Origin of the sequence: Streptosporangium sp. NBC_01810 (assembly GCF_035917355.1) — a bacterium.
In the GTDB taxonomy this organism is placed as follows: domain Bacteria; phylum Actinomycetota; class Actinomycetes; order Streptosporangiales; family Streptosporangiaceae; genus Streptosporangium.
Map to the genome: position 1 here is coordinate 6,243,741 of NZ_CP109070.1, position 23,092 is coordinate 6,266,832.

21 protein-coding genes are annotated in these 23,092 nt (G+C 67.8%); 9 read left to right on the top strand and 12 right to left on the bottom strand.

Annotated elements, in window-relative coordinates:
- Positions 1 to 86 precede the first annotated feature (86 nt).
- The 11 genes from OIE13_RS27820 to OIE13_RS27870 form a co-directional block, all read right to left on the bottom strand.
- The gene (locus OIE13_RS27820) at positions 87 to 1,268 is read right to left on the bottom strand and encodes a lipid-transfer protein (RefSeq protein WP_326635063.1); all 1,182 of its coding nucleotides are present in this window, start codon (positions 1,266 to 1,268) and stop codon (positions 87 to 89) included.
- Positions 1,269 to 1,270: 2 nt separating this feature from the next.
- Positions 1,271 to 2,470 carry an acyl-CoA dehydrogenase family protein gene (locus tag OIE13_RS27825; protein WP_326635061.1) on the bottom strand — a complete coding sequence of 400 codons (1,200 nt, stop codon included), beginning with the start codon at positions 2,468 to 2,470 and terminating at the stop codon, positions 1,271 to 1,273.
- A gap of 4 nt (positions 2,471 to 2,474) precedes the next feature.
- Positions 2,475 to 2,864: a Zn-ribbon domain-containing OB-fold protein gene (locus tag OIE13_RS27830; protein ID WP_326635059.1), complete on the bottom strand. Its 390-nt coding sequence runs from the start codon at positions 2,862 to 2,864 to the stop codon at positions 2,475 to 2,477.
- A gap of 38 nt (positions 2,865 to 2,902) precedes the next feature.
- Complete coding sequence (locus OIE13_RS27835) at positions 2,903 to 4,084, bottom strand: acyl-CoA dehydrogenase family protein (RefSeq protein ID WP_326828919.1); 1,182 nt, start codon at positions 4,082 to 4,084, stop codon at positions 2,903 to 2,905.
- A 67-nt stretch (positions 4,085 to 4,151) separates the two neighbouring features.
- The gene (locus OIE13_RS27840) at positions 4,152 to 4,592 is read right to left on the bottom strand and encodes a MaoC/PaaZ C-terminal domain-containing protein (protein ID WP_326635055.1); all 441 of its coding nucleotides are present in this window, start codon (positions 4,590 to 4,592) and stop codon (positions 4,152 to 4,154) included.
- A gap of 3 nt (positions 4,593 to 4,595) precedes the next feature.
- Positions 4,596 to 5,174 (bottom strand): FAS1-like dehydratase domain-containing protein, encoded by a 579-nt coding sequence (locus tag OIE13_RS27845; RefSeq protein ID WP_326635053.1) that lies wholly within the window; start codon positions 5,172 to 5,174, stop codon positions 4,596 to 4,598.
- A gap of 82 nt (positions 5,175 to 5,256) precedes the next feature.
- Positions 5,257 to 6,555, bottom strand: coding sequence for a TRAP transporter large permease (locus tag OIE13_RS27850; RefSeq protein WP_326635051.1), 1,299 nt, complete (start codon positions 6,553 to 6,555; stop codon positions 5,257 to 5,259).
- Positions 6,555 to 7,076, bottom strand: a complete 522-nt coding sequence (locus OIE13_RS27855; RefSeq protein ID WP_326828920.1) for a TRAP transporter small permease subunit — start codon at positions 7,074 to 7,076, stop codon at positions 6,555 to 6,557. Before OIE13_RS27855 ends, OIE13_RS27850 begins: the two co-directional genes overlap by 1 nt.
- 144 nt (positions 7,077 to 7,220) lie before the next feature.
- Complete coding sequence (locus OIE13_RS27860) at positions 7,221 to 8,252, bottom strand: TRAP transporter substrate-binding protein (protein ID WP_326830315.1); 1,032 nt, start codon at positions 8,250 to 8,252, stop codon at positions 7,221 to 7,223.
- 647 nt (positions 8,253 to 8,899) lie between these two features.
- The gene (locus tag OIE13_RS27865; protein WP_326635048.1) at positions 8,900 to 9,640 is read right to left on the bottom strand and encodes an IclR family transcriptional regulator; all 741 of its coding nucleotides are present in this window, start codon (positions 9,638 to 9,640) and stop codon (positions 8,900 to 8,902) included.
- 195 nt (positions 9,641 to 9,835) lie between these two features.
- Positions 9,836 to 10,609, bottom strand: a complete 774-nt coding sequence (locus tag OIE13_RS27870; RefSeq protein ID WP_326828921.1) for an enoyl-CoA hydratase-related protein — start codon at positions 10,607 to 10,609, stop codon at positions 9,836 to 9,838.
- A gap of 347 nt (positions 10,610 to 10,956) precedes the next feature.
- Here OIE13_RS27870 and OIE13_RS27875 point away from each other — a divergent pair, with 347 nt between their 5' ends.
- The 3 genes from OIE13_RS27875 (at position 10,957) to OIE13_RS27885 (ending at position 14,710) form a co-directional block, all read left to right on the top strand.
- Positions 10,957 to 12,606: an AMP-binding protein gene (locus OIE13_RS27875; protein ID WP_326828922.1), complete on the top strand. Its 1,650-nt coding sequence runs from the start codon at positions 10,957 to 10,959 to the stop codon at positions 12,604 to 12,606.
- 75 nt (positions 12,607 to 12,681) lie between these two features.
- A complete protein-coding gene (locus OIE13_RS27880) occupies positions 12,682 to 14,346 on the top strand; it encodes an AMP-binding protein (RefSeq protein WP_326828923.1) in 1,665 nt (554 codons plus the stop codon).
- A gap of 64 nt (positions 14,347 to 14,410) precedes the next feature.
- On the top strand, positions 14,411 to 14,710 hold the full coding sequence (locus tag OIE13_RS27885) for a hypothetical protein (RefSeq protein ID WP_326635042.1): 300 nt from the start codon (positions 14,411 to 14,413) through the stop codon (positions 14,708 to 14,710).
- A 248-nt stretch (positions 14,711 to 14,958) separates the two neighbouring features.
- On the opposite strand, the gene OIE13_RS27890 is transcribed toward OIE13_RS27885, so the two are convergent.
- Positions 14,959 to 15,501, bottom strand: coding sequence for a sigma-70 family RNA polymerase sigma factor (locus OIE13_RS27890; RefSeq protein WP_326635041.1), 543 nt, complete (start codon positions 15,499 to 15,501; stop codon positions 14,959 to 14,961).
- A gap of 677 nt (positions 15,502 to 16,178) precedes the next feature.
- Here OIE13_RS27890 and OIE13_RS27895 point away from each other — a divergent pair.
- Genes OIE13_RS27895 through OIE13_RS27920 form a run of 6 tightly spaced genes read left to right on the top strand, consistent with a single transcriptional unit; the run spans position 16,179 to position 22,972 of the window.
- Complete coding sequence (locus OIE13_RS27895) at positions 16,179 to 17,486, top strand: ammonium transporter (protein ID WP_326828924.1); 1,308 nt, start codon at positions 16,179 to 16,181, stop codon at positions 17,484 to 17,486.
- Complete coding sequence (locus OIE13_RS27900) at positions 17,479 to 18,684, top strand: hypothetical protein (RefSeq protein WP_326828925.1); 1,206 nt, start codon at positions 17,479 to 17,481, stop codon at positions 18,682 to 18,684. Before OIE13_RS27895 ends, OIE13_RS27900 begins: the two co-directional genes overlap by 8 nt.
- Positions 18,674 to 21,589, top strand: coding sequence for a sensor histidine kinase (locus tag OIE13_RS27905; protein ID WP_326828926.1), 2,916 nt, complete (start codon positions 18,674 to 18,676; stop codon positions 21,587 to 21,589). The genes OIE13_RS27900 and OIE13_RS27905 overlap by 11 nt, the downstream gene beginning before the upstream one ends.
- On the top strand, positions 21,586 to 22,020 hold the full coding sequence (locus OIE13_RS27910; protein WP_326635033.1) for a roadblock/LC7 domain-containing protein: 435 nt from the start codon (positions 21,586 to 21,588) through the stop codon (positions 22,018 to 22,020). Before OIE13_RS27905 ends, OIE13_RS27910 begins: the two co-directional genes overlap by 4 nt.
- Before the next feature lie 42 nt (positions 22,021 to 22,062).
- Positions 22,063 to 22,413, top strand: a complete 351-nt coding sequence (locus OIE13_RS27915; protein ID WP_326828927.1) for a DUF742 domain-containing protein — start codon at positions 22,063 to 22,065, stop codon at positions 22,411 to 22,413.
- Positions 22,391 to 22,972, top strand: coding sequence for a GTP-binding protein (locus tag OIE13_RS27920; RefSeq protein ID WP_326635029.1), 582 nt, complete (start codon positions 22,391 to 22,393; stop codon positions 22,970 to 22,972). The genes OIE13_RS27915 and OIE13_RS27920 overlap by 23 nt, the downstream gene beginning before the upstream one ends.
- Positions 22,973 to 23,092 lie beyond the last annotated feature (120 nt).

Here is a 23,092-nt window from a genome sequence, read left to right on the forward strand (position 1 = left end):
CCTCCAAGGACGGTAAACGGACGGGGGATACGGCGGTCACACGGGCACACGTCGCGCCTGGCGAAGTGGCGCGATCACCCTTGCGCTCATCCGTCCCGCCCCAGGATGAGGCCGCTCGTCGGCACCCCGGTGCCGGCGGTGACCAGGACATGCTCCACCTCGGCGAGCTGGTTGCAGGAGGATCCGCGGATCTGTCGTACGGCTTCGAGCACTCCGTTCATGCCGTGAATGTAGGCCTCACCGAGTTGGCCGCCGTTCGTGTTGGTCGGAAGCCGGCCGTCCAGTTCCAGGTGACCGTCACGGATGAAGTCCTTCGCCTCTCCCCTGCCGCAGAAGCCGAAGGCCTCCAGTTGCGGTAGGACAAGCGGTGTGAAGTGGTCGTAGATGATCGCGGCCTGGATGTCCTCCGGGCCCAGGGAAGCGGCCGAATAGAGCTGGCGCGCCACGAGCGCCATCTCGGGCAGCTCCACCATCTGCTCGTCCGGCCGGTAGTAGCTGGTCATCATGTGCTGGTCGGCCGCGGCACCCTGGGCCACCGCCCTGATCATGACGGGCCGGTCGGTGAGTTCTCGCGCCCGCTCGGCGCTGGTGACCACGATGGCGACGCCGCCGTCGCTTTCCTGGCAGCAGTCCAGCAGGTGGAGCGGCTCCACGATCCACGGCGAGGCCTGGTGCTCGGCCAGGGTGATGGGCCTGTCATAGAACCAGGCATTCGGATTGCGCGCGGCGTGTTTGCGCCCCACGACGCTCACCCGCCCGAAGTCTTCGCTCGTCGCGCCGAACTCGTGCATGTACCGCCGAGCGAACGGCGCCACCCAACCGGCCGGCGTGAACAGCCCGTACGGGGCGACCCAGCTCATCACCGAGTCGAATCCCTCAGCCGAGGCGGAGTGCGAACGCCGCCCGGCCCCGTATCGCCGGCTGGAGCGCGCGTTGATCGCACGATAGATCACCACGGTCTTGGCCACGCCGGCGGCCACCGCGAGCGCCGCCTGCTGCACCACGGCGCAGGAGGCACCGCCGCCGTAACCCACCCGCGAGAAGAAGGTCAGCGGCCCCAGACCGAGCGCTCTGGCGATGTCGATTTCCTGGCTCGAGTCACGCGTGTACGTGGTCAGCCCGTCAACGTCCTCGGGTCGAAGTCCGGCGTCCGCGATCGCCGCCTTCACGGCCTCGATCGCCAGCCGCAGTTCGCTGCGCCCCGAGTTCTTGGAGAACTCCGTCTGTCCGATGCCGACGATCGCGGCCTTGTCCCTCAACTGTTCCATCGTCAGCTCATCTCCGCCGGTTCGACACCGCTCGGCCGGTACGGGTCGCCGGGGCTGGGCCCCACCGCCGCTGTGCCGGCGTCGGCCAGGTGGCGTCCGATCTGGTCCAACATCGGGTGGGCCGAGCCGAGGCTGAGTTCCTGCGACTTCGCCCAGAGGGTGTAGCGGTGCAACGGATACTCGATGTCGACACCGACCCCACCGTGCAGGTGCTGCCCGATCACCGCGAGCTTCTGGCCGGACTCGGCGGCCCAGTACTTGGCCAGCCTGACGGCCTGCGCGGCATCGCGTCCGTCCGACAACGCCCAGGCGGCCTGCCACATGCTGTTCCGGATGCACTCCACCGCGAGATAGGCGTCGGCCAGGCGCAGCGCGACCCCTTGGAAGGCGCCGAGCCGGCGTCCGAACTGTCGCCGCTCACAGACGTGGGAAGTGGTCATCGCCAGGATCTGCTCCGCTACTCCGAGCTGCAGCGCGCAGACCGCGACCGTGGATCGCTGGAGGACCCAGCTGAACGCCTCCGCGCGTTCCTCCGCCCCGCGCCCGAGTATGTCGCCCTCACCGATCACCGCGTCGTCGAAGCGGACCTGGTACACCGGCTCGTCGTGGGTCGCCTGCTGCGGCGTCAACCGGACACCGGCCGCGCCGGGATCGATGGCGGCGACGGCGATCCCGGAATCCGGGGTGCGGACCGGGGTCAGGATGCGCTCCGCGAGCCCGGCGTACGGTACGCAGATCTTTTCACCGGTGACCAGCCAGGTCCCCGCCGGGCCGGGCCGCGCCGACACTCCGACGTCGGATGGATCGTGCGCCCCGGCTTCGACAAGTGCGGTGGACAGGATGCAGTCACCCGTCACCACTCGGGCCAGGACCGACTCGCGCAGGGCGCCGGATCCGAACCGTTCGATCGCGGGTGCCGCGACGGCCAGGGCCGGACCGGCGGGAACCCGGATCAGGTGGTTACCCTGCGCCCGCAGCAGGGCGCACGCCTCGAGAAGACCGAGGCCGGATCCACCGAACTCCTCGCCGACCGCGATACCGAGCAGGTCGGCCCTCGCCATGTCGGCCCAGGCCTCGGAGTCGAACGACTCGGCCGGGCCGGGAGGCGCCTGGTGGCCGGCCGAGGCGGCGGAGCGGGGACCGAAGATGCTTTCCGCGGCCGAATGGATCGCCCGCTGTTCCTCACTCAGACTGAAGTCCATCAACTCAACCGCTCTCACCGTGAATCGGGCGGAAGAGCGGCAGCGTGAGCCCCTCTTCCACCTCTGTGAACTCGACCTCCACCGGAAGTCCGATGGCGACGTCGCCCGGCGGGACGCCGACGAGCTGAGACACCAACCGGACTCCCTCCGCCAACTCGACCACGACGACCGAATATGGTTCGGTGAACGGTGGCACCAGCGGCCGGTGAACGGTCGCATGGCTGTAAACGGTTCCGCGCCCCGAGACGCTGCGGTGTCCCAGATCGAACGACCCGCACGAGGCGCAGTGTGGAAGGGGCGGGTGGATGAGGCACCGGCATGCGTCGCATTGCTGCACGCGCAGCTCGCCCAGCTTGACGCCTTCCCAGAAGAATTCGTTCTCCTGGTCGATCAACGGCTGTGGCCGCCGAGGTGCGGGCGGTGTGGGGTCGCTCATCTCGTCCCCCGAGGTAGGTTGAGCCCGGTCCATGCGATGATCTCTCGTTGAATCTCGTTGTTCCCGCCGCCGAAGGTGTACAGGACAGCCGTGCGGTACTCCTGCTCGACCCGCCCCTGCAGCTCGGCCCCGGGTGACCCGGCCTTGAGCGCGCCCGCCGGCCCCATGACCTCGAGCAGCAGCCGGGCGACCTCCTGATGTGCCTCTGTCGCGAGGACCTTCGCGGCGGATGACTCGGCCGCCGTCAGCGTTCCCTCAGCCAGGGCGGCGGTGACCCGCCAGGTCGACAGCTTCATCGCCTCGACGAGGGTCCAGGCCCGAGCCAGCGGCATCCGAGCCGACGGCAGATCGATGATCCGGCGCCCCGAGGGTGTGGTGTGCTCGCGGGCCCAGGTGACGACATCGTCGAACGCCTGCTGCGACCAGCTCCCGGATCGAGCCGCGATTCCGGCCCGCTCTCGGTTGAGCTGGCTCGTAATGATCTTCCATCCGTCGTTCTCGGCGCCGACCAGGTTCGCCACCGGCACCCGCACGTTCTCGTAGAAACTGAACGCGGTGTGCTTGTCGGTCATGACCGGCAGCGGCGTGGCGCTGAAACCCGGACTACCGGTGGGCACGATGAACACCGAGAGATTGCGATGCCGCGCCTCGACCGGCCCGGTCCGAGCCGCCAGCCAGATGTGGTCCGCCGTGTCCGCGCCCGTCGTGAAGATCTTGCTGCCGTTGATGACGTACTCGTCGCCGTCGCGCACCGCTCGGGTCGTCAGCGCGGCGAGGTCGCTGCCGGCCTCGGGTTCGGAGTATCCGATCGCCCATTCGACCTCCCCGGCGACGATCGCCGGAAGGTAGAGCGCCTTCTGATCGGCGGAGCCGAACGCCATCAGGGTGGGGCCGACCGTCTTCAGCCCGAGGAACGGCAGCGGGACGCCCGCCCGGTAGCCCGCGTCGAAGACGACCTGCTCGGCGAGGACGGACATGCCGCGCCCGCCGAACTCGGGTGGCCAGCTCACGCCCAGCCAGCCGTCCTGACCCAGCCGCCGCCGTAGCCGCCGCGTCGTCGGCCCGCATCGTGGCTCGGCCCGCAGGCCGGCCCGCACCTGCGGGGTGAGCAGGTCGCCGAAGTAGCCGTCCAGCTCGCGTTGAAGCTCGAGTTGCTCGTCGGTGTAGCTGAGAAACACGGGGAATTTCCTTGACGTTGCCCACCGCGTCGGCGCGGTCGGGGATTGGTGGACAAAGGCGCTCGGGTCACTGCGCGGGCCGCGGCAGCCCAAGCGTCAGCCGCGCCGTCACCGTGTCCTGCTGCAACTGGTTGTCGATGCGAACGTCGAGGTTCACCAGCGTCTCGTCATCGGTGACCGAGGTGCCTACGACCGTGCCGCGCACGGTGAGGGTGTCACCCGGACAGTTCGTGGCCCGCATCTCGAATGACAACCGCCGGACGAACGACTCGGGGCCGCCCCAGTCGGTCGCGTAGCGGCCGAGGACGCCTTGGTACCACATCGTGTTGAGGAAGATGTTCCGAGCGCCCGCCGCCTTGGCGAACTCGTGGTCATGATGAATCGGGTACAGGTCCCGGGTCCCGGCCACGTCCTTCGCCAACGTGGTGGCGGTCACCGCGATCCGCAGCGGAGCAAGCTCCATCCCGTCCGGTATCTCCGCGTGTGAAACCGCTTCGGCTCGCACCATTACTCAGGCCTCCTCAGCGGCGAACGGCTGGTACATCAACAAGGTGTTGTGGGCGCGGGCCACCAGGCGGTCGTCCTTCTCCGTGACGAACTCGATCTCCGTGTTGAGAAAAACGCCCATGCCCACCCGGGTGCGTTTCACCCCGCTCAGGCCGACGAGAGTCTCGGACTGCCCGAGCCGACCGTCTCCGGGGCCGAACGGCTCAAGGTACTCCTCACTGCGTGTCACGTTCGTCGCCGTGTTGAAGCCGAAGTCCTGGACGATCTGCCGTGCGATCATTGAGGGGATGCTGTCGTTTCCCAGTCCGACGAGGTCATCCCGGTCACGGAAGTACTCCGGCAGCCACCAGTTGCGCATGCTCAGCGCCCAGAGCGCCTGCGGCGGGGCGATCATCCGCCCGAACCGCGAACTGGTCGCGCGCTCGTGGTCCCAGTAGACCGGATTCCCGTCCTCCACCGCTTCGCAGAAGTTCCACACCGCCGACACTTCGATCGGCCGGGGGGACCAGCGACGAGGGCCGGGGTTGTTCAGGTGCGGAGCCGCCGCCGCGAGGAGGCGGCTGCTCACGTCTTCGACATCCATCAATCGTCTCCTAGCGATGCGCCGCACCCCCGGTGCGGCGTCCTTTCAGCGATCTGCTCCCATTCACCCGCTCGCGGAATCGCTACATCTTTCCTGGCAGGAACAGCGCGATCTGGGGGAAGGCGTAGAGCAGAATCAGCGCGATCAACATCGGGATGACGAACCGAATCGCGCCGGCGAAGATCCGATTCAGGCCCAGCTCGGGGGCCACGCCATGAAGGACGAAGCAGTTCATTCCGATCGGCGGTGTGATCATCCCCATCTCGATCACGATGACCATCACGATGCCGAACCAGATCGGATCCCATCCCATCGCGAGCACGATCGGGAAGACGATGGGGAGGGTGACGACCAGCATGGCGAGGGCGTCCATCACGCACCCCAGCAACATGTACATGAGCAGCAGCGCGGCCGCGAGCAGCACCGGCGGAAATGTCTGGCCGCCGATGTACTCCGAGATCGTGATGGGCAGCCTGGTGATGGCGAGGAAGTAGTTCAGGATGAAGCCGGCGATGATGATCGCGAAGACGAACCCGACCGTCTTGACGGTGCTCGTGACCGCGGTCAGAAACTGCTTCCAGCCGATCGACCTGCGCAGGGCGACGATCACGGTCGCCGCGAGCGCCCCGAACGACGCGGCTTCGGTCGGGCTGAACAGGCCAGAGTACATTCCACCGGTCACCACGGCGAAGAGAACCAGCACCCAGATGACGTACTTCAGCGAGCTCAGACGCTCCGACCACGAACTAGGCTGACCGGCGGGCGCGAGCCGCGGGTTGAACCCGACGCTGATCACCACCGTGAGAATGAAGAGCAAGGTCAGCATGATGCCGGGGAGGATGCCCGCGATGAGAAGCTTGCCGATGGACTGCTCGGTGAGCGTCGCGTAGATGACCAGCACCGTGCTCGGGGGAATGAGGATCCCCAGGCCGCCCCCGGCGACGATGGCCCCACCGGCGAGGCCCTTGTCGTAACCGGCGTTGAGCATCTCCTTCGAGGAGACGGTGCCCATGGTCGCGGTCGTGGCGATGCTCGATCCCGAGGCGGCGGCGAGCCCGGCGGACGCCGCGATCGATGCCACCGCCAGTCCACCCCGCATCCGCCCGGTCCAGACCCGAAATGCCTGGTAGAGCTCGCCGGTGATGCCGGAGACGTGCAGTATCTCGCCCATGAGCAGGAACATGGGAATGGTCACCAGCGAGTAGCTGAGGGTGTGCTGCCAGACGATGGAGTTGACCGCGGCCGACAACACCTCCCAACCGGAGAGATAGTAGATCCCGATCATGGCGGGAATCGCCATGGAGACGGCCACCGGTACGCGCGCCAGCATCAGCAGCAGCATCGCGATCAGGACCACGGCGCCGATAATTTCCAACGGCATCAGTGACTCGCCTCCACGTCAGCGTCGGGCCCGCGTTCCGCGCCATGCGCCGGCACCGCCCGTAGGTCAAGCAATTGGACCAGCGCGGTCAGGCTCCACGATGCGAATCCCAGCGCGAGAACGACCTTGAACGGCAGTGCCGGGATGTTCAGCAGGCCCGTGGAGATGGAGGCCGAGCCGTCCTTGACCAGGTTCTCCTGCGCATAGATCCAGGCGATGGTGAACGCCATGCCCGTGATGAGCAGACTGCCGACCGCGTTGAAAACGGCCTGCACCCGGGCCGGCAGGCGTTCCACGATGAGATCGACCGAGATGTGGGAGCGCTTGGACTGGGTGTAGGCCAGCGAGAACGCGATCAGGACGACCATGGTGTGCGCGATGAGTTCGTCGACCCCGAGCAGCGGAAGCCCAACCCAGCGGGAGGCCACGCCGACGACCGTGATCACCATCAGGAGGACCGCCGCGGCGAAGGCGATCCACCCCATAATTCGATTCAATGCCTCGATACTTGTCCGGAGCATGTTTCACCTCATTCCATCTCTTCTATGGGGACCGGCTAGCCCGCCGGTGGCCGAGGCCACCGGACCTGGCGCCATTGAGTTCGACTCGTTGACGCCCGTCCGGCGGCTGCCCGGACTGCCGAGCCGTCCACTCCGTCCTGTCTGTCAGCCCTTGACGGGCGGCTCGGCGCCCGCTGCCGACATCAGCTCGAGGTATGAGCGCACAAGACCTTGACCGTCGTAGCCCTTGCTGTTGGCGTCCTTGATCCAGACGTCCCACTGACTCTGGGATCCCGCCTTGAACTGGGCCAGGTCGGCGCTGCTGACACTCAGCCAGTCGCCACCGTTCTTCTTCAGCAGTTCGGGGAGCTGCTGCCGTGCGGCGTCCTCCTCCTTGATGTAGGACTGCTGCATCAGCTCGGCGAGCTTCGGACCGAGCTCCTGGTCGAATACCTTCTTCAGGTCATCCGGCAGCGAGGCGTGGAACTTCTCGCTCATCGCCGGCACGGTGACGGTGCCCCACGCCTTCGTGTCGAGCAAATACGGCGCTACCTCATGGATCTTGAGACCGAGCGCACCGACGGAGCTGTACGGGGAGACCTCGACGACACCCTTCTGCAGCGCCTCGTAGCTCTCCTGGACGGGGACGTTGACCGGCACGCCCCCCCATGCCTTGACGATCTCGGCGTCCGCCGCGCCCTGGGCTCTGATCTTCATGCCCTTGATGTCGGCGAGGGTCTTGATCGGCTTCGTCGAGAAGAACACGTAGCTGTCGGAGACCGCGACGCCCAGGTTGCGGACACCGTCGATCTTGACCTTGTCGGCATTCTTCTGGAAGAACTCGGCGCCGATCTTGCCGCCCGTGGCCGGATCGGGGTACGCGAACCCGAGCGTCAGGATGCTCAGCGGGTACATCTTCGAGTTCATGAAGTAGCTGGGAACCACCATGCCGACGTCGTAGAGACCACCCTGCAGGTCGGTCAGGACCGAGTTGAACGTTCCAAGCGTGCCGCCCTCGTACAGCTGCACCTTGACCCGGCCGTTGGTCTTCTCCTCAACGAGCTTCTGCCACGGCAGAAGGGCGTTCTTCGACCAGTGGTGCGACCCGGCGGTGGGGGTGGCCAGCTTAATCGTGATGGTTTCGCCGGCACCGCCCTTGGCCTGGCCGCCACCACCACACGCACTGAGCACCAGCATGGCGCTCAACGCCGGAACCACTCCAAGAAGAGTTCTTCTTTTCAATTTCCTCATGTTCCTTCCGCACAGGGTGCGACAAACTATTTGCATTGACGTTCTCTAATTTGGCTCAGGCGTACCGATCTTTTCCGCGGGAGCTCCTCTGGCCCGATGTCGAACCCGTCCGATCGCGTTCATCGGGCCGCAGGATCCTTACCATGAAGCCGAAAAACAAGCCGCCTTACTTTCGATGCCGCAACCGTAGGGGGCCGGTGCTTGGCGCACAACATCCCGCCTGGAATCTCTTTCCGCTCTGTGGAATGAAAACGCGGCTCCGGGTCGAATGGGAACCGCCAGGCCCGGCAAAGTAGTGGGATATCTGATTTAGCCGCGTTGGACGCCGAGGGCGGTCGCGATCAATTGAACGCCGAGGGCGGTCACGGTCAAGGGGCGTGCGGGGTCACGGACATGGTGGAAGGCTCCGACACCCCAGTGGCCGTGCAGACGGTCGGCCAGGTGGGCAGGGTCGGCCTGGTAAGCGGTCAGGTTAGTGATCGCATGATTGGTCGTCGGTCAGGGGCGACCTCACCGACCCGCTGCGCGGCGACATGGGGAACCGGAGAAGACAACGGCACCGGACCCGACCATGGCGTCAACCGACCGTGCACTCAGTCGGCAAGCTCCTCCGCGGCTCGTCGGAGGGCTTGCACAGGAAGCTTGCCGAGCTCGGCGGAAGTGCCGTTGGACCTGAAGGCGACTCCCAACGCGTACGGTTGGCCGCCGCTGCGTATCAGCATCGCCATGCCGCCGATGTCGTCGTGCCAGGCACCCCGGCTGACGGCCACCGTCGTCTCCTCACATGCCTTGAGCTGGCTGTCGAAGTCGCTCACGTTCCTGCCGCGTGCCTGGAGATCGGCGCGGATCTCCTTCACCAGCCTGGTCTTGTGCGGCTCCTCCAGCCCGGATATGAGAGCGATGCCGGACGCGGAGATAGCGAGCGGGAGTCGTCCACCGACCGCCAGGCTGACCGAGTGCGGGTGTCTGCCGCGTACCGTGGCGACGGTCGCGAGGTACAGGCCGTCCCTGATCGCCAACGCGGAGGTGAGACCGGTGTCCGCACTGAGCGTGTTGAGGACCCGCTGGCTCCGGCCGAGAATCGAGATGTTCGCGAGAACCGGATATCCCAGCTGGAGATTCTTCGCCGTCAGACTGTAGGCCCCGGAGGTGGAATCCATCTGCAGGTAACCGAGACGCACGAGGCTGTCGGTCAAGCGGGACACCGTGGAGGGCGGCAGATTGGTCACACGGGCGATTTGGCCGTTGCCCATGCTTCCGGAAGACCTGGAGAGGGCTTCAAGCACCCGAAGTCCACGGGCGAGCGCCTCGATGGGTTGGTTGATGCCGCTCATGGCTGCATGCTACAGATGTCCTCTGAAGCATTGGAAGACGCCCCACGTCATGACCGGTGTGGAACGTTCCCGTCATGATCGCTCGCCCCCGCCCAGTCGGGCCTCAGCCCAAGGCGAGGCAGGCCTTTCCGATCGCGCGGCTCCGCCGGGTACGATGTGGGTCGAATGCGGCCGGCGGATTCGACCCGACGACGGTCACTCGCCGATGTACTGGGGCTCGCGGCGCTCGAAGAACGCTGCGACCGCCTCCTTCGCGTCGTGGGTCCCGGCCAGCTCACCGGTGAGCCCCTGCTCGAACTGGTACCCGGACTTGAGGTCCATGTACTCGATCTGGTTGAGGCTCCGCTTGGCGGCCCGGATCGCGACCGGGCTGTGCCGGGCGATCCGCCGGGCGAGGTCGAAGGCCTCCTCCTGCAACCGCTCCGCCGGCACCACGCTCACGATGCCGCCGTACTGCACCAGCTCCTCGACGGGCACCATGTCCGCGGTGAAGTGCATCCGGCGCACGACACCCTGCGGGACCAGCCGGGACAGGTGCTTCGCGCCGCCCATCGCACCGACCTGGATCTCCGGCAGGCTGAACTTCGCGCCCTGCGCGGCCACCACGAGGTCGGCCGAGGCCGCGAGCGCGACACCGGTTCCGACGGCTACGCCCTGGACGGCGGCGATGACCGGGAGCGTCGAGTCGTAGATGGCCCAGAACGCCTCCCGCACGGCCTGCATCCGGGGCCGTGAGTTCTGCGGCGTCATGGTGCGGAACTCTTCGAGATCGTTGCCGCCGCAGAAGTGCCGGCCCTCACCCGTCAGGATGACCACGCGAGCCTCCGGCGCGTACTCCTCGATCCGGGAGAACACCTCCTTGATCTCGCGGTACATCTCCCCATGCACGGCGTTGACCGGCGGTCGCCGCATCAGGACGGTGGCCACCTCCTCCCGGCACGTCACGTCCAAGAACTCAAAGTCGGCCATTCCGCATTCCTCTCGTGCTGTCGCTGCTCGTTCTTCGCCTTCAAGGAAGACACCGGGATAAAGATTTCACTCCGGCTCGCCAGATTACAAGGCCCGCCGTGCATCAGTCGTTCCGTGCAGCGGAAATGAATTCCGGGAACCCGCATTGCCTGGCCGCAGCAAGGACCCGCCGTGCGCCGGGGCCGTTCCGCGTGATGGAAATGTATTCCGGGAGTCTGCATTGCCCGGCCCACTCGCCCGCATCTACGCTGTGCCCATTGGGAACGGCCAACTCACGAATTCCCAGAAATCAAAGGCGATCCGGTGTAATCAACACGGCGCGAGATCGTGACATTCGAGGAGTTCACATGCGGCCAGAGATCGGGCGCGACGGTCTGACGGTCAGTCATCTTCTGTGGCGAATGGGTCACCTCTTTTCCGGAAAGAAGTACTGGACGGTCGACGACCGCCAGAACATGGTTTGCCGGACCTACGGTGACCTGCTCGCGATGAGCGCACAGTACGCCGCCGTGCTCACTCAGGCAGCACCGCAGCCGGGTGCCTGTATCGCCACCCTCGCCTGGAACCACGATCGCCACTTGGGCGTCATTCTCGCCACGTCGGCCGTCGGCGACGTCGTCGTCCCATTGAATCCCCGCTCCTCCGTGGAGCACCTGCACCACGTGCTCGCGAAGGTTCCGATCAGCGTGCTGGTGTTCGACGCCGACCTGGCCGAGCTCGCGCACTCGCTGCGAGCACACGCCGGCGGCGAGATGACGCTGCTCCGGTCGGGCGCCGCGGCACCGGACTGCGACTGTCCCGGGCTCGACGAGCTCGCCACGTCCCAGCCGACCTCCTTCGACTGGCCGACGCTGGACGAGAACCAGCCGATGCTCGTCTCCTACACCTCCGGAACGACGGGCATGCCGAAGGGGGTGGTCTACAGCCACCGTTCCCAGATGCTGCACGCGATGATGGCGTTGGGAGCGGACACCCTCGGTGTGCGCGAGGCCGACGTCGTCCTGCCCGCCGCCGCGTTCTTCCACGCCAACAGCCAGGGGCTGCCGTACGCCTCGCTGCTCGCCGGCGCCTCGATGGTTCTGCCGGGGCGCAGGGCGGGCGACGGACCGTTCCTCGCGGAGCTCGTGGAGTCCTACAAGGTCACCTGCTTCGGCGCGGTCCCCACGGTGGTTCACCGGGTCGCCGAGGCACTGAGGTCCGCCGGGACGCCGACTCCGCTGGCCGGCACTCGGATGATCTCAGGCGGTTCCGCGGTGGATCGCGCTCTCGTGGATCGCGTCGCCGACCTCGGCGGGCAGATGATCCAGGTCTGGGGCATGACCGAGACCTCCCCGATCGCCGCGGTCTCCCGTCCGCGCAGCTGGCTCGACCCCGAGTCCAGCCGCCACTCCCAGAGCGCTCAGGGCGTTCCGGTGGCCGGTGTCGAGTTCGAGCTCCGGGACCTGGAGACCCGGGAACCGGTCGAGTGGAACGGCCGGTCGACGGGCGAACTGAACTGCCGCGGCCCATGGATCATCAACGACTATCTGTGGGGGGCCTGGCCGGGGGAGTCGCATGACTGGCTCGGCACGGGCGACGTCGCCTCGATCGACGAGTCTGGATACATGCGGATCGTCGATCGACTCAAGGACCTCGTGAAGTCCGGCGGCGAATGGATCGCGACGCGCCGGCTCGAAGAGGCGATCCTTCAGGTGGACGGCGTGACGGAGTGCGCCGTCGTCGGCATCCCCCATCCCGAATGGGGCGAACGGCCGGTCGCGTACGTGGTGGCACGGGAGTCCGCCGATGTGGAATCGCTGGGTGCGCGGATCCGAAGCGCGCTCGTCGGCTCCGTACCCAAGTTCTGGCTGCCCGACGACGTCCGAGTCCTCGAACGGCTTCCCCGCACGCCGAACGAGAAGATCGACAAGATGGCACTTCGTCGTGCCACGGATGTCCCGCCCGCCGACCGGACCACGGGATCGGCGGATGGGCAGGTGGCGCCGACCACCTCCTGATTTGCCGGCAAACACTCATCTGATAGTTCTACGGGTGACGTTTCTGCCCGGTGCGTTGGTACGAGGAGAGTTCTTGTGGGTCCATTTTCGGAATTGGTACGGGCTCGCTCGAGCGATGACCATGTGGCACTCCGTTTCGAGGGCCGGGCCTGGACCTGGCGGGAGACGGTGCAGGAAGCGGCGGACCGCGCGGCGGCGATCCGCGACATCCGCCCCGCCGGCGACCGCCGGCAGGTGCACGTCGGGGTGCTGCTGCAGAACCTGCCCGACTTCGCCTTCTGGCTACTCGCCGCCGGGCTGGGTGGCTTTGTCATCGTCGGTATCAACCCGACCCGACGCGGCGAGGAGCTCGCGCAGGACATTCGCCACACCGACTGCGACCTCCTGGTCACCGAGAATGAGCATCTCTCGCTCATCGCCGGGGCCGAGCTGCCGTCCGTGCGGCGGGTCCTGAACGTCGACACCGCCGAGTACGCGGACTACCTCCGCCCCTACCGAGGCGCACCGCTGCCCGCCGGGTCACCGGCCGCCGAGGACATGCTTCTCCTGCTCTTCAGCTCCGGCTCGACCGGTGCGCCGAAGGCGGTCATCTCCTCGCAGCGCGCGATGACCAGGCGCGCACACGTGCTGGGCGACAGGATCGGGGTGCATCGTGACACCATCACCTATCTGTGCATGCCGCTCTTTCACGGCAACTCGATCTTCACCAATCTGGCGCCCTCGGTCCGATCCGGGGCGACGATCGTCATGCGCCGCAAGTTCTCCGCGTCGGGATTCGCGCGCGACATCCACGAGCACGGGATCACGTTCACGAACTACGTGGGCCGTGCGATCAACTACGTGCTGGCCACGGCGGAGGACCCCAGGGATCGGCTGAGCACGCTCGAGGTGGCCTACGGAAGCGAAGCCTCTCCGGCCGACATGGTCAAATTCAGGGACCGGTTTCAATGCCGGATCTGGGAGTCCTACGGCTCCACGGAAGGGGTGCTCAGCATCTTTCCCGGTCCGGACGCGCCGCCCAACTCGCTCGGCCTGCCCGCTGTCGGCCAGGTCATCAAGGTGCTGAACGAATCGGGCGAGGAGTGCCCGTTGGCGAAGTTCGACGAGAACGGCCGCCTGCTCAACGCCGACGAGGCAATCGGCGAGATCGTCGGCATCGATCGAGTCAAGGCCTTCGAGGGCTACTACCACAACCCCGAGGCCATAGCGGACCGCGTCCGCGGCGACGACTACTGGTCGGGGGATCTGGCCTTCCGCGACGAGCGCGGCTACTTCTTCTTCGCCGGCCGCACCTCGGACTGGCTGAGGGTCGATGGGGAGAACTTCGCGGCGGCCCCGATCGAACGCATCCTGAGCCGGTACGACGGCATCTCATCCGCGGTGGTCTACGGTGTCCCCGATCCCCACACCGGCGACAACGTCATGTGCGCGGTCCAACTCCCGGAGGGTCGGGCATTCGACCCGAAGGCGTTCGAGCGGTTCCTCGGCGACCAGAAGGATCTCGGCACCAAGTGGCGTCCCCGGTTCGTCCGGGTCACGGAATCGATCGCCCAGACGGGCACCAACAAGGTCAACAAGGCGCCGCTGCGCCGAACGGTTTGGGAGACCGCCGACCCGGTTTGGTGGACACCCGCCCGAAGTACCACGTACATGTCGCTGACCGCCGCGGACCGGTCCGCGCTGCGGGAGGAGTTCGTCAAGCACGACCGCGGGCATTTGCTACCGAGGCCGTTGCCGTAGCGCGCCCCAACTCCCCCAGCGGCTGATCGCTGTTTATCCGGGGAGCACCCACGTCAGTGCGGCAGTGGCGGAGGACAGGCAGCTCAGCGTTGAGACCCGTTACACCGGGTGGGGCAGCCGGGTGACCGTCAAGGCTCCTCCGGCAAGCAAGGTGGAGAGCCCGGGAAAGCGCGAACCGACCGTCCGGGGCACCTTCGCCCTGGCCATCGCCGGCTCCTACGCGCTGCTCGTCATCATCGCAACCATCTACGTCGAAGTCAGCACTCGCCAACCAGGCAGCCAGGGCTTGGAGGCGCCGGTGCCGCTCGCGATCACCTCCCCGACCTCGCAGCTCTTGACTCCTCCGGATCAAGGCCGTCCGTGACCGACGGAAATTCAAGATCAAAAACGAAGAAGCCCCTGCACCGCGTTAATGGCCAGGTGCGTGCGACTCAGCCGCAAAGTGTGTGAAGCAGTCACGGATTGCGACAGAGGGCTACGTCCGGGACTGATCGCGATCGAGTAACGGTACGCGCATGAATGTGACCGCTTGGTGATGCTCGACCCGGTCCGGTCTCCGGCGACGACGCCGAAGACCGGACCGGGTCGAGCAGGACGGCGGGCCCGCGATGGTCAGCCGTCGAGCCCGAGCGCCGCGCGAAGCGCCCGCAAGGCATAGTGCGCCCGCGATCTGACGGTTCCCTCGGGAATGCCGAGCCGCTGCGCCGCTTCGGCGCCCGACCGTCCGAAGTAGTACATCTCGACGAGCACCTGGCGCTGGGCGTCACTCACCTTCGGCAGCGCCTCACGCATGGTGTGGATGATGACCAGTCGTTCGATCGCGTCGTCCGCTTCGGGTAGCCGGGCGAGGTCTGTGGCGCCCGTCTCGGTCGGCCGGGCCTGCCGGGCCCGGGCCTCGTCGATGGCGATCCGGCGGGCGGTGGTGAACAGCCACCGCCGCTCCGGTTCGGAGCCGTGTGGCACGTCCTCGATGTTCCGCCACGCCCGCAGCATGGTCTCCTGCAGAAGATCTTCGGCGAGATACGGCTCGCCCAGCGCCAGCCGTAACAGGAATCGGTACAGCGAAGGCGCGTGATGTGCATGCAGCGTGGCCATGCGTATGTCGGCAGGCGACGCGCCACGCGTCGCGGCGCACTCATTGATGACCACGGTCACTGGGACACTCCGCCGCGCCGGAACAGTGGAATCCGCAAGAATCGTTGACTGTTTCTGACCATCGCCAATTGGCTCCAGCATTGCAAGGTTCGGGGGGCCGGACACGGCACCCGTTGAGCAGTGCGCAGCAAAACGCGAGCGCACCGCACCCTAAACCATTAAGACATGTGAGAAATTGTGTTTTTTCCACAACTTGGTGGACGATGTCACCCGAGTCGAGTCAATGACCGTGTTGTCCCGGTTTCGGACCAACGTGTATGACTGCCTGACCGCCGGGACCGATGCGCTGGTCGATCTGACGCTGACGCCAGAACATCGGCACGGTCACGGCGCCCTCTACGACGCCTTGAACTGTGGCAACGTCGAGGTGGACGTACCCGACGCGGCCGTTCTCCTTCACGATGCCGGGGTTCCTGACCACCGAGGGCGATCCGTGGGTCGAGGACGGCATTACATACCGCCGGATGAACATGACGTGGCCGTCGCACCTGGCGACGTACAACGCGGATCAGGTCCTGTACCTCGACGAGACCGGCCTCATCGTGTGGCACGACCACAGAAGCCGGGCGTGGCCGCCATGTAACAGTTTGTCTTCGTATTGAACGACAAGAGCGTGGGTTACGTTGTGTGGGCCGCACCCGGTCGCGTCCGACCGGCAGGCGGGAAAGGCAATCGCGGTGGACCAACCTCAGTTGGATGTCGGATCGACGGCATGGCTGCTCACCTCCGCAGCGCTGGTGCTGCTCATGACACCCGGCGTCGCGTTCTTCTACGGCGGCATGATCCGTCAGTCCAACGTCCTCAGCATGATCATGCAGAGCCTCATGACGATCGGGACCGTGAGCGTCCTGTGGGTGCTCGTGGGTTTCTCGCTGGCGTTCGGCGCGGGTAACGGCTTCGTGGGCGGACTCGACCTTGCCGGTCTGCGCGACCTCGCCCAGACGGTGCCCGGCATGCACATCGACGGTGTGCCGATACTGGCCTTCGCCGTCTTCCAGATGATGTTCGCGGTGGTCACCCCGGTGCTCATCACCGGCGCGGGCGCGGAACGTTGGAGGTTCAGCGCCTACATCACGTTCGTCGCGCTGTGGTCGATGCTGGTCTACGCACCCATCGCGCATTGGTTCTTCTCGCCGCTGGGCTGGGGGAGCAGGCTCGGCGCACTCGACTTCGCCGGCGGCACGGTCGTGCATGTCAACGCCGGCGTCGCGGCACTCGTCGTCGCCGCGGTCCTCGGCCGGCGCACCGGCTGGCCCGCTGTCCAGCATCGGGCACACAACCTGCCGCTGATGCTGCTCGGCACGATCATGATGTGGTTCGGCTGGTTCGGGTTCAACGGCGGCTCTGCGCTGGCCCCGAACGGGATCGCCGCTCTCGCCGTGACGAATACGCAGGTGTCCGCGGCCGCCGGCTTGATGGCGTGGGCCTGTGCCGAACAGATCCGGGTCCGCAAGCCGACGACGCTCGGCGCGGCGTCGGGCGCGATCGCCGGACTCGTCGCCATCACCCCGGCCGCCGGCTATGTGACACCGCTCAGCGCGGTTGCCATCGGTGCGGCCGCCGGCGTCATCTGCCATTTCGCGGTGAGCCTGAAGGCGCTGCTGGGGCTGGACGACGCGCTCGACGTCGCCGCCGTGCATCTCGGCGGCGGCGCGGTCGGTTCGCTGGCCGTGGGGTTGCTCGCGACGACCTCGGTGAACCCGGCGGCGAGCAACGGGCTCTTCTACGGCGGCGGTTACCGCCTGCTCGGCGTCCAGGCGTTGACCCTCGGCGCGGCGGTCGTCTACTCGGCGGTCGTCACGCTGCTCATCGTGGTACTGGCCGATCGTATGTTCGGCAACCGGGTGAGCCCACGGGGCGAGGTCATCGGGCTGGACCTCTTCCAGCACGGTGAGTCCGCGTATGCGATCCAGGCGCCCAGCGAGACGGCCGCGACGTGGGTGCCGAACGAGACGGCCGCGACGCGGGTGCCGAACCATGGCTGAGCACGTGGCGCACCCTGCCGACCACCGGCCGGTCGGCGCCCGCCGCCGCCCGCGGCGCGGCTCGCGGATTGTCGCGAACCTCATCCTGCTGGCCATGCTCACGACGCTGTACGGACTGCTGCTGCACGAGGCCCGAAGCACCACCGCGGATCACCTGGCGGCCGCGCGGACCGCGCGGCAGGCGGTACCGCTGCTGCGGTCGACGACGCAGCTGCTGACCGAACTGGTCCAGGCCAGGACGGCGGCCGCGCACACGGCACCCGTCAACGTCGATGCCATCGCCCACGCCGCGGCCGCGGTGTCGACCGCCGGGCAGACCGCTGACGTCAAAATCCGGCAGCGGTCGGTGGACCTGCGCGCCGTGGCCGACGCGCTGGGGGCCGAGAAGCCGTCGGGTCCGTATTCAGTGCAGCGCTACGACGATGCGATCGTGCTGGCGACCGACCTGCTGCGCATGGCGGGTGCGACCGCGCGGCTGGACGCCGATCCGGACCTGTATCACCGTTTCCTGGCCGAACTTGTCGTCGAGCGACTCCCGGCCGTCGTTGTCGGCGCCGGGCAGATCGCCGACCGCCTGGCGTTGGACGCCGGGGCGACCGGCGCGGCCAGGGAGCGGGCGTCGCTCGCGGTCGCCGTCGCCCGGTCGGAGGTCGCGTCGGCGGTCGAGGCCCTCGACACCGGGATCGTGCTGCTCGCGGCCACGCCGGAGGGCGCCGTCGGGCGCGACGTCGGGCGCGACGTCGCCGGGCCGCTCGACGAGTTCCGCAAGGACGCGGGCCGGCTCGCCGCGCCCGCGGTCCTCGAACAGACCCGTTCATTGACCGGCGCGGCCGACGCCGCGAAGCGCGCCGAGCGGGTCCGCGAATCGGCCACGGCGCTGGCGACGGCGGCGTTCGCCGCGCTGGATCAGGCGCTGCAGCGGTACCAGCAGGACGTCGATTGGCAGCACCTGCAGCAACTGGCGATGCTGATCGCCGGTGTGGTGCTGGGCGGGCTGCTGCTGTACCGGTCGATCCCGGCCAGGTACCACGACGACGAAGTCGACGGCACCGCCGATACCACCACTGCGGATGTCGCGTCGCTCTCGATCAACCTGCCGGAGGTCGACGCGCGGGAGCTGCTGGCAATGGAGGAACTCGTGCATGTCGGCCGCGGGGTGCGGGTCCGGCCGTCGGATGGGTCCGGCGATGCTCCGTAACCTGCGGATCACCCAGAGACTCGGGCTGCTGCTGCTCATCGCGGTCGCCGCCATGACGGCGGCGAGCGTCCCGGGCGTCGTCGAGCGGGTCGACGACGCCCGGGCGGCGCAAGCCGTGCAACACAGCGCGGAGCGGGTCCACACCACCGCGGTCGCCGTCGCCGAACTGCAGCGCGAACGGCTCCTGGCACTGGCCTATGTCCTGTCCGATCGGGTCGGCCGGACCGCGCTCGTCAGCCAGGTGCACACCGCCGATGAGGCGGCGGCGGCGGTTCCAGAGGGTCGTGCCTCGGTCGCCGCGCTGCGCAAGGTACGCCAGGTACGTCAGGCGGTCCTGCGCCGTGACGCGGAGCCGTCCCGGGTCGTTCGGGTGTACCATGACACGGTTGTCACGCTCCTGAACCAGCTGCGGCTGACCGACCAGCCGGACGCCGACGTGATAGGGCAGCGGGAACTGTCGTCCCTCGACACGCTGATGCGGCTCGATGAGGAGGCCGGCGTCGGCGTGGCGGCGTTGCTGGTGGCGGTCGGCGACCAGACTGTGGCCGGCCTCCTCGCGAGGGACTCCGCCACGCTGGTGCAGAGCCACTGGGAACGCTTTCAGCGGCAGGCGATCCCGCGGCACGTCACGATCCTGGCCGCGACCGAGACGGGTCCGTCGGCGTTGCGGAGCGGCGCGGCGATCGCCGCACTGACGCACAACGAAACCCCGGGCAGGTCGGGCCCACCGACAAGTGCGGCGCAGGCGCTGTCGATCGCCCAGGGTGATGCCGTGGTGCGGTACAGCGCGCAGATGGCCGTCGTGTCCGACATCGGCCGGCTGGCTGCCGCACGCGCCCGCACCGCGACCGACACGGCGGTCGGCGTCGCCGTCGGCGTCGGCGTGCTCCTGGCCACGGTCGTCTGGCTGGGCTCGCTGATCAGCCGCTCGGTCGACCGGCCGCTGCGCCGGGTGACGCTCGCGGCGACGGCAGTCGCCGACCTCGCCACCCGCGAACTGCGACGCGTGCACGACACGGACGTCGCCGACGCCGACGAGGACCCGCCGCGGCTGGCGGCCGTCACCATCAGCTCCGCGGACGAGATCGGTGAGCTCGCCTCGGCGTTCAACCGGGTGCAGGCCACCGCCACGCTGCTGATGCAGCAGCAGGTGACGAGCAGGCGCAACGTCGCCGTCATGTACAGCAACATCGCCAACCGCACGCGCAGCCTCGTCGAGCGGCAGCTGGCAAGCATCGACTCGCTTGAGCGCGACGAATTCGACGAGCAGCGGCTGGCGCACCTGTACCGGCTGGACCATCTGACGACACGGCTGCGCCGCAGCGCGGAAAGCCTGCTCGTGATCGCTGGGCAGCGCGACGCCGGGCCGCTCAGCATGCCGGCCCCGCTACATGAGATCGTACGGTCCGCCGCCGCACAGATCGAGGGGTACCGTCAGGTGGTCCTCGGCACCATCGACAACGTGGTGTTGCAGGCCGGAGTGGTCGTCGACCTCACGCTCATGCTCGCCGAACTGCTCGAGAACGCGACCGTGTTCTCGCCACCGAACGTGCCGGTCGAGTTGTCGGCGAGGCTCGACGGCGATTGCCACATACGGATCGTGGACCAAGGCGTCGGCATGTCGGCCGAGCGGCTCGAGCAGGAGAACCGTCGCCTCGTGTCGCGGGAGCGCCTCGACGTCACACCGACCACGATGCTCGGCCTCTTCGTGGTGGGCCGGCTGGCCCGGTGGCACGGAATGACCGTGCGGCTGCTGCCGTCCGTCCCGACCGGCGTCACCGTCGAGATCGTGGTGCCCGCGGCGCTACTGCTCCGCACAGAGGTCCACGGACCGCCTGCGGCCATGGCCGCCGTTCAGCATCGGCAGCAGGCCGCCGACGTGGCGGCCCCGGTCCCGGTGCTGGAGCCGTCCGCGGACTTTCAATGGTTCGACACATCGATCCCTCCGCCTGCGGCGGTGGGTGGGAGCACCGCCGCTCCTGTGCCTGGTGCCGCAGGTGCAGGACCGGCGGGTGGCGGCCCGGCCAAGCCCGACCGAAACAGCCGGCCGAACCACGCGAACCGGCCGAACCACGCGAGCGGGCCGGATCGCCCGACACGGCCGGGCTACCCGGAGCGGCAGACGCGGACGCCAGAGCCGGCGCCTCCGCCGGCGCCTCCGCCGGCGCCTCCGCCAGCGCCTCCGCCGGCGCCTCCGCCAGCGCCTCCGCCGGCGACGGTGGGCGAGCAGCGCGGCGGGCTGCGCCGGCGGATCCCGGGCCAGCACCTCGCCGAGTCGGTGCGTGGCACACCGGAAAGTCCCGGGGCCTGGCGTGCCGGGCCGCAGGCAGCGTCGACGCCCGCCCCCGCACCGCGACTCCGCAACCCGGAGGCGGAGCGTGCCGGGCTGGAGTTGTTCCAACAGGGCCTTGCCAGAGCGGCAGGCACCGATCCGAACAGGAGCTCATTTCCTGTGCCTGGTGCCGCAGGTGCAGGACCGGCGGGTGGCGGCCCGGCCAAGCCCGACCGAAACAGCCGGCCGAACCACGCGAGCCACCCGAACCACGCGAGCCAGCCGAACCACGCGAGCGGGCCGGATCGCCCGACACGGCCGGGTTACCCGGAGCGGCAGACGCGGACGCCAGAGCCGGCGCCTCCGTCAGCGCCTCCGTCAGCGCCTCCGTCAGCGACGGTGGGTGAGCAGCGCGGTGGGCTGCGCCGGCGGATCCCGGGCCAGCACCTCGCCGAGTCGGTGCGTGGCACACCGGAAAGTCCCGGGGCCTGGCGTGCCGGGCCGCAGGCAGCGTCGACGCCCGCCCCCGCACCGCGACTCCGCAACCCGGAGGCGGAGCGCGCCGGGCTGGAGTTGTTCCAACAGGGCCTTGCCAGAGCGGCAGGCACCGATCCGAACAGGAGCTCATTATGACTGTTCCCGCGTACCCGGTCAGCAACGAGGCACAGCAGTTCAATTGGCTGCTCGATCGGTTCGCCCGCGACACCGCGGGGGTAGCGGAGGCGATCGCCGTGTCCACCGACGGGTTGCTGGTGGCGATGTCAAACGAGATGCGGCGGATCGACGCGGATCGTCTCGCCGCCATCGTCTCGGCGTTGGCCAGCCTGGCAAATGGCGCGTCCGGGCTCTACGGCCTGGGTGAAACCAACAAGATCATCATTGATCTCGACGGCGGGTACGTGCTCGTCAGCAATATCGGCCGGGGTTGTGTGCTAGGCGTGCTTGCCCGCAAGGAGGCCAATCTCGGCAATCTCGCCTTCGAGATGGCGATGTTCTCCAATCAGGCCGGGCCGGTCCTGACGCCTCAGCTCATCGACGAGCTGAAGTCGACGGTCCGGATCTGACCGGGTATGCCGATGGATCAGCCGCCCGGCCGCGAGGAGCCCGTGCGATCGCCGGTGACCGGGGTGCGGCCGTACGTGCTGACGGGCGGGCGGGTCCGGCCGGTGCACCCGGCCCCGCTCAACATCGCGGCCCAGATCCGGTCCACACCGCACGGCATGGTGGCGACCGAGCGCCTTACGTATGAGCATCGCGACATCGTCGAACTGTGCGATCGTTGGATCTCGGTCGCGGAGGTCGCCGCGCACCTGCGGCTACACCTCGGCGTCGTACGGGTCCTCGTCGCCGACCTCGCCGCGCTGGGCCTGCTCGACGTTCACGAAGGAAACCTTGCCGGCAGCCGGCAGGTAGCGATCCTTGAAAGGGTAATCCGTGGACTCACCGCAATCCGCTGAGCGTGCGGCCGGTCGGCCGCCGCTGCCGGTGAAGATGGTCATTGCCGGCGGGTTCGGCGTGGGTAAGACGACCGCTGTCGCCCAGGTGTCCGAGATCCCGGTGCTGACGACCGAAGCCCCGATCACGGAGCTGGCCGCCGCGTTGGACAGCGTCGACGAGGTGCCGGGAAAGACCACCACGACCGTCGCCCTGGACTTCGGCTGCGTCGCGATTAGCGACGAGATCAAGATGTATCTTTTCGGTACTCCAGGGCAGGACCGGTTCGGGTTCATGTGGCGCGACCTGACCGAGGGTGCGCTGGGCGCGCTGGTCATCGTGGACAGCCGGAGGCTTGACGACGGCTACCCCGCGGTCGATTACTTCGAGCGGTCCGGAATGCCGTTCGGCGTCGGCATCAACCTGTTCGACGGTGTGCTCAACCACGAGCTGGCGGACGTGCGGTGGGCGTTGGCGATAAGCGAGGACACGCCCCTGGTCACTTTCGACGCGCGTGACCGCGGTTCGGTGATCGACGCATTGCTCGCGGTGCTCCGGCACAGCCTCGACCGGTCTGGCTGAGCGGTCGGCCCCGCTTGGGACATCACGGGTTCGGCCGCGGCTGAGGCGGCGGTCAGGCCCGTACCCGAGGTGTTTGCCGGACTTCGGTCCACCTATGCCTGGGTTCACCGGATCACGATG

What these genes read in the sequence shown, in the direction of transcription:
- OIE13_RS27875 (WP_326828922.1), top strand. Translation starts at nt 10,957, where the DNA reads ATGCGGCCAGAGATCGGGCGCGACGGTCTGACGGTCAGTCATCTTCTG.
- OIE13_RS27845 (WP_326635053.1), bottom strand. Translation starts at nt 5,174, where the DNA reads ATGGATGTCGAAGACGTGAGCAGCCGCCTCCTCGCGGCGGCGGCTCCG.
- OIE13_RS27855 (WP_326828920.1), bottom strand. Translation starts at nt 7,076, where the DNA reads ATGCTCCGGACAAGTATCGAGGCATTGAATCGAATTATGGGGTGGATC.
- OIE13_RS27820 (WP_326635063.1), bottom strand. Translation starts at nt 1,268, where the DNA reads ATGGAACAGTTGAGGGACAAGGCCGCGATCGTCGGCATCGGACAGACG.
- OIE13_RS27870 (WP_326828921.1), bottom strand. Translation starts at nt 10,609, where the DNA reads ATGGCCGACTTTGAGTTCTTGGACGTGACGTGCCGGGAGGAGGTGGCC.
- OIE13_RS27860 (WP_326830315.1), bottom strand. Translation starts at nt 8,252, where the DNA reads ATGCTGGTGCTCAGTGCGTGTGGTGGTGGCGGCCAGGCCAAGGGCGGT.
- OIE13_RS27905 (WP_326828926.1), top strand. Translation starts at nt 18,674, where the DNA reads ATGCTCCGTAACCTGCGGATCACCCAGAGACTCGGGCTGCTGCTGCTC.
- OIE13_RS27825 (WP_326635061.1), bottom strand. Translation starts at nt 2,470, where the DNA reads ATGGACTTCAGTCTGAGTGAGGAACAGCGGGCGATCCATTCGGCCGCG.
- OIE13_RS27840 (WP_326635055.1), bottom strand. Translation starts at nt 4,592, where the DNA reads ATGGTGCGAGCCGAAGCGGTTTCACACGCGGAGATACCGGACGGGATG.
- OIE13_RS27910 (WP_326635033.1), top strand. Translation starts at nt 21,586, where the DNA reads ATGACTGTTCCCGCGTACCCGGTCAGCAACGAGGCACAGCAGTTCAAT.
- OIE13_RS27900 (WP_326828925.1), top strand. Translation starts at nt 17,479, where the DNA reads ATGGCTGAGCACGTGGCGCACCCTGCCGACCACCGGCCGGTCGGCGCC.
- OIE13_RS27850 (WP_326635051.1), bottom strand. Translation starts at nt 6,555, where the DNA reads ATGCCGTTGGAAATTATCGGCGCCGTGGTCCTGATCGCGATGCTGCTG.
- OIE13_RS27865 (WP_326635048.1), bottom strand. Translation starts at nt 9,640, where the DNA reads ATGAGCGGCATCAACCAACCCATCGAGGCGCTCGCCCGTGGACTTCGG.